At 31.0% G+C, this 4,148-nt stretch carries 6 protein-coding genes; 3 read left to right on the top strand and 3 right to left on the bottom strand.

What is annotated here, in order from left to right; genetic code table 11:
- Positions 1 to 366 precede the first annotated feature (366 nt).
- Both ACFWDE_RS30055 and ACFWDE_RS30050 read left to right on the top strand, forming a co-directional pair.
- Positions 367 to 696: a hypothetical protein gene (locus ACFWDE_RS30055; RefSeq protein WP_016083241.1), complete on the top strand. Its 330-nt coding sequence runs from the start codon at positions 367 to 369 to the stop codon at positions 694 to 696.
- A 356-nt stretch (positions 697 to 1,052) separates the two neighbouring features.
- Entirely contained in the window at positions 1,053 to 1,253 is a 201-nt protein-coding gene (locus ACFWDE_RS30050; RefSeq protein ID WP_377896338.1) for a hypothetical protein, read from the top strand.
- Positions 1,254 to 1,888: 635 nt separating this feature from the next.
- On the opposite strand, the gene ACFWDE_RS30045 is transcribed toward ACFWDE_RS30050, so the two are convergent.
- Together ACFWDE_RS30045 and ACFWDE_RS30040 are read right to left on the bottom strand one after the other, a co-directional pair.
- Complete coding sequence (locus ACFWDE_RS30045) at positions 1,889 to 2,485, bottom strand: hypothetical protein (RefSeq protein WP_377896337.1); 597 nt, start codon at positions 2,483 to 2,485, stop codon at positions 1,889 to 1,891.
- Positions 2,486 to 2,533: 48 nt separating this feature from the next.
- Complete coding sequence (locus tag ACFWDE_RS30040; RefSeq protein ID WP_098430888.1) at positions 2,534 to 2,761, bottom strand: hypothetical protein; 228 nt, start codon at positions 2,759 to 2,761, stop codon at positions 2,534 to 2,536.
- Between the two features lie 458 nt (positions 2,762 to 3,219).
- On the opposite strand from ACFWDE_RS30040, the gene ACFWDE_RS30035 reads away from it, so the two are divergent.
- Positions 3,220 to 3,780, top strand: coding sequence for a MerR family transcriptional regulator (locus tag ACFWDE_RS30035; protein ID WP_377896336.1), 561 nt, complete (start codon positions 3,220 to 3,222; stop codon positions 3,778 to 3,780).
- A 121-nt stretch (positions 3,781 to 3,901) separates the two neighbouring features.
- Here ACFWDE_RS30035 and ACFWDE_RS30030 read toward each other — a convergent pair whose 3' ends face one another.
- Entirely contained in the window at positions 3,902 to 4,147 is a 246-nt protein-coding gene (locus ACFWDE_RS30030; RefSeq protein ID WP_377896335.1) for a hypothetical protein, read from the bottom strand.
- Position 4,148 lies beyond the last annotated feature (1 nt).

Below are 4,148 nucleotides of genomic sequence, written 5' to 3'. Positions count from 1 at the left end.
TTAGTTATAGTTTGATTTATTTAGGATTGAGTGTATTTGGAAGATAACTTAGAAAACTATTAAAAGTCCTCCGGATTGTTTAACTGGAGGACTTTTGTGTTTACATAATTATCGTTCTCGGAAGTAGTTTTAAGCATTAGGTAATATAAATTTCATTTGCTGGCTCTTATTTTCGGCGGGTTTTTAGCTTTCGCCAAGCTGAACCGCCAGTTAGAGAAAGGCAAGGCGCTGAATATATTTACAAAATGACAAAACTGTAAGAATACACGAATGTTTGTAAGAAAGTTCGATGTTTTCCTTTTTCTTTTTTTATTATAGTGAAAAAGAAGAAAGAAATATTCTCTTATGTAGGAAAGGAAGATAATAATGATTGATCTATTAAATAAATGGATGTTAGAAAGTACAGGCAATTTCAATATCGTTGTAGGACTTACAGCACTTCTATTTTTGGGCTCAGTAATTGCACTTATTATTATTTACAAAAAAATTGGTAAACCAGATGAAAGAACAAATGCTATTTATTTAAAAATTACTTCTCGTATGTTTACTACTCAAATTCTAATGAATGCTATATTTATTTCTTTAGTAGGTAAAGATATTGAGAATTTCCGTCAAATCTTTATATTATTTGAAGCTTTTGTATTCTTTATTGGAGCTATTTATTCATTTAAATTATATAGACAGGAATACAAATAATTCACTTATAAGAAACAATAAAAAACAGTAGTGATTTTATACACTACTGTTTTTTATTGTTCATTTTCAAATGTAAACTTTTCATTTTTAGTTAACTGTATATCCATTTTGTAAACTAAATCGATAAAAAACGTGATTTTAACCATTTTTATCATCAAATACACTAATAGGGGTCCCGCCAACATAACGCGAATTTCGTACGCTAAGGAATTATTCGGTGTCTTTTTTTAACATATCGATTAATAAAATAAATTATATAAATAATTTGTTATATTTCCATGTACCCTAGCTGATATAATATATAAGGCAATTATTGGTTAATTAAAGGTACATATATATTAGGAGGTACATAAGCCATGTTAGAGGTAATTTCGGCATTTTTCTTACTAATTCTCTATTCCATTGTTTATCTCTTTTCAAGTGGAGAAACTAAGCAAATAGCAAAAAAACATATAAAAGAAATTTTTAATAGTCCGGATGGAGTAATAATATTAATCATTGCTGCGGCACTTTTAATCGGGGGGATATATTTATATTTTTATGGTTTCAGTTTATGACTATAAACTAAAATTATATCCAAGTATACGAGACAATGGTTCACCTAGGAAGTATGCGTATTATGGTGGCGAATGGGACACAGGTGGTCTTTTTGGAGAAGCTAAATGTGTTTATAATAAAACTGATGAATCGGTTAATAAGTAGTATATAAAAGCCTATTATATTTCTATAACAGTAGGCCTTTGAGTTGATAGCGAAGTGATTTCTTAAAGCCTTAAATATTAAGGATTTTTTCATTATGGGATAGCACCAATCGCAAATTCTGTACTCTAAGGCTACAACCACTGATGTTACAAGGATTGTATAATAAGAACCGAAAACGATCGTTTAAGGAACTCCATTTAGTTCTAATATAACTGAAAGAAATACGGTCAAAACCAGTTCCAAAACTCATTATCAAAAACAAAGTACCATAACAAAAATTAAATGTCGTTTATGGTACTTTGTTAACGTACGATAAAATCAAGTTTTTCAACTTAGAAATTCCTTAGCGTACGAAATTCGCGTTTAGTTGGCGAGACCCTTAATAGGGGTACCGCCAGCATTTTGGAAAAAAACCACGATAAGCAAAAAATAAAATAAGCCATTCATTTGGACAGCTCATTTACATAATTATCGTTATTGGAAGTTGTTTTTACACATACTTGGTCTTATAACACTCATGCTCAGCTTTATCATATGTCTCCGCTACAAACTCGAAAAATAACGAATCTTTAGGGAGGAATATAGTATCGTTAGCATGTTTTAAAAAGCGATATCCCGTCTCCTTACATACAATTTCGATTTCAACCATATCAAAATGGAATTGCTTTGCATCTTCCAAATCAATTCCCATTGTTAAAGAATGGACTCCATTACCAAAGGACTTGAAAATCATGAGTTTATTTGACAAATCTGAGCGATGAAGACAGGTGAGTTCTCCGTTTACATACGCCTTTGTTCTGTCTTGCTTTGGAATACACTCTATATGGTGGATTTTTTTATAACAATGTAATGTGAAGGAGTATGTATGATACTCATTTGGTTTGATATCAATCCCGTATTTATAAGCAAAAGTCCGATGTACCATTTCAAAAAACAAAGGCATGACAATGTCATCCCAAGAGTCATATGCAAAAGCTGCTATTGGAATTAAGTGTGGGTATAGATCCGTCAATGTATTTCCAAAATTCAAGAGAATATCTGTATCCGTAAGCGATTGTAAGTCTATATCCTTCTCGTGGTCTTCCACTTTCAGCAATCTCCTCTCTTGTTCAGAGATAAGTGTAATCCACACCCATTAATCATTTTCACCTGAATACACTTTTAAATCTTCCATTGCTATGGCTATAGCATGTTTTTCTGTATCAATTAACGATATTCCCTGTTTAATAGGAGCCCAATGCTTATATCCATAATCCTCAAACCACGCAAAAACTTCTGTAGTGAAAAAGCCATTATTTCGTTTGATAACTTGAACCTTGTATCTTTTGTTTTGGGAAACAATCTCTTTAATGATTTCTGTCATTGTCTATCTCCTTCTACCTTTTATCCAGATTGTACCACATCAAGAATATAGATAATAAAAGGTATTTTGATTGCATATTCTATTCATGTCAGGTTAACATAACGTCCTATTATCGGTAGCAAATAGTTTCATAGAATTCTTGTTTTTATGCGGTTTCTTGATCTTTTGTCTATTTATCTCTTATACAAGATTTTATACATCGTTGATGTAGCGGGGATTCTAGGGATCCCCGCTATTCTTTTTTTGCATAAAATCTTGTATAAATAAAAAAGATTTTGATGTTATTATCGAGAAGTAATACATATCGGTGTTAAAATCGGAATGTATTTCGAAATTAAATCGTTTTTAAAATCGGTTTTCATATCGGTTGCAAGTGTATTCCGATTTTGATTGGAATGCTGATTTAATCGTGTTTTTTAAGTAAAAAACGTATTCCGTTTTTGGGGGAGGAATGAAAATTGGAACTAAAATCGGAAATGCATACACCGAAAATTGTTGCGGTTCTTTTAGGGATCACACCCGATTTGTTAAAGGTATGGTCAAACGAATTTAACATACAAACGGAGCGAAGTCAGGGAGGGCATCGCAGATACTCGAAAGAAAATATAGAAGAATTAAAAGCAATAAAAGAAAAAATACAGGCGCAAAAATGGTCTTACGATCAAGTTCGGGCATGGCGAAACGGAGAACTTGATTCGTTTGTTTCAAAAGAAGAAAAATCAGAATTAGAAAAGAAATTGAATGAAGTATTAGAAAATCAACAGTTACAAAATCAATTTAATCAAGCACTCGTTCAAAAATTGCAAGAAATTACGAATGAATTGGTTACGACAAAAGAGCATTTAGCGAATACGGAGAAAAAGTTAACTGAAGTAGAAGGTAAAAACAGTGAATTAGAAGTTTTTATAGAGAAGAAGCTAGAGAAGCGAGATCAGTTATTGCTTGAAAATATTAGAGATATGCAGGCGCAAAATCAGAAACAAAAACGGAAAGGTTTTTTCGGTTTGTTTAAAAAGTAAATTTGGCCGGTATTTTATGTAGGGTTCTAATGTCGGAAAAAGAAGAATAGAAATATAGCATACATACAATAAGGGAATGCAGTATAGATCAGTATACAAGCATTCCCTTGCTATAAAGATGTTAATAATATTTTAATGCTGTTGCTGCTATATATGTCATATTTATTAAGAATAAAAAGATTAATATATCTAGTGTTAAAAAAACATATAATATTATTTTTATCTTTTTAGACATATCATTTTTAATCATATATATAATAAATAGCATTGTAATTGATTGGAATAGCATGGTGAAAAATAAAAATGTAATAGCAAATACCATATTTCCTGGTGTAAATGAAGTATTCATAATGAGTAGAGAACTAATT

The organism is Bacillus sp. NPDC060175 (genome assembly GCF_042728695.1).
In the GTDB taxonomy this organism is placed as follows: domain Bacteria; phylum Bacillota; class Bacilli; order Bacillales; family Bacillaceae_G; genus Bacillus_A.
This window is presented reverse-complemented; position numbering and strand designations above follow the sequence as displayed.

What these genes read in the sequence shown, in the direction of transcription:
- ACFWDE_RS30055 (WP_016083241.1), top strand. Translation starts at nt 367, where the DNA reads ATGATTGATCTATTAAATAAATGGATGTTAGAAAGTACAGGCAATTTC.
- ACFWDE_RS30050 (WP_377896338.1), top strand. Translation starts at nt 1,053, where the DNA reads ATGTTAGAGGTAATTTCGGCATTTTTCTTACTAATTCTCTATTCCATT.
- ACFWDE_RS30040 (WP_098430888.1), bottom strand. Translation starts at nt 2,761, where the DNA reads ATGACAGAAATCATTAAAGAGATTGTTTCCCAAAACAAAAGATACAAG.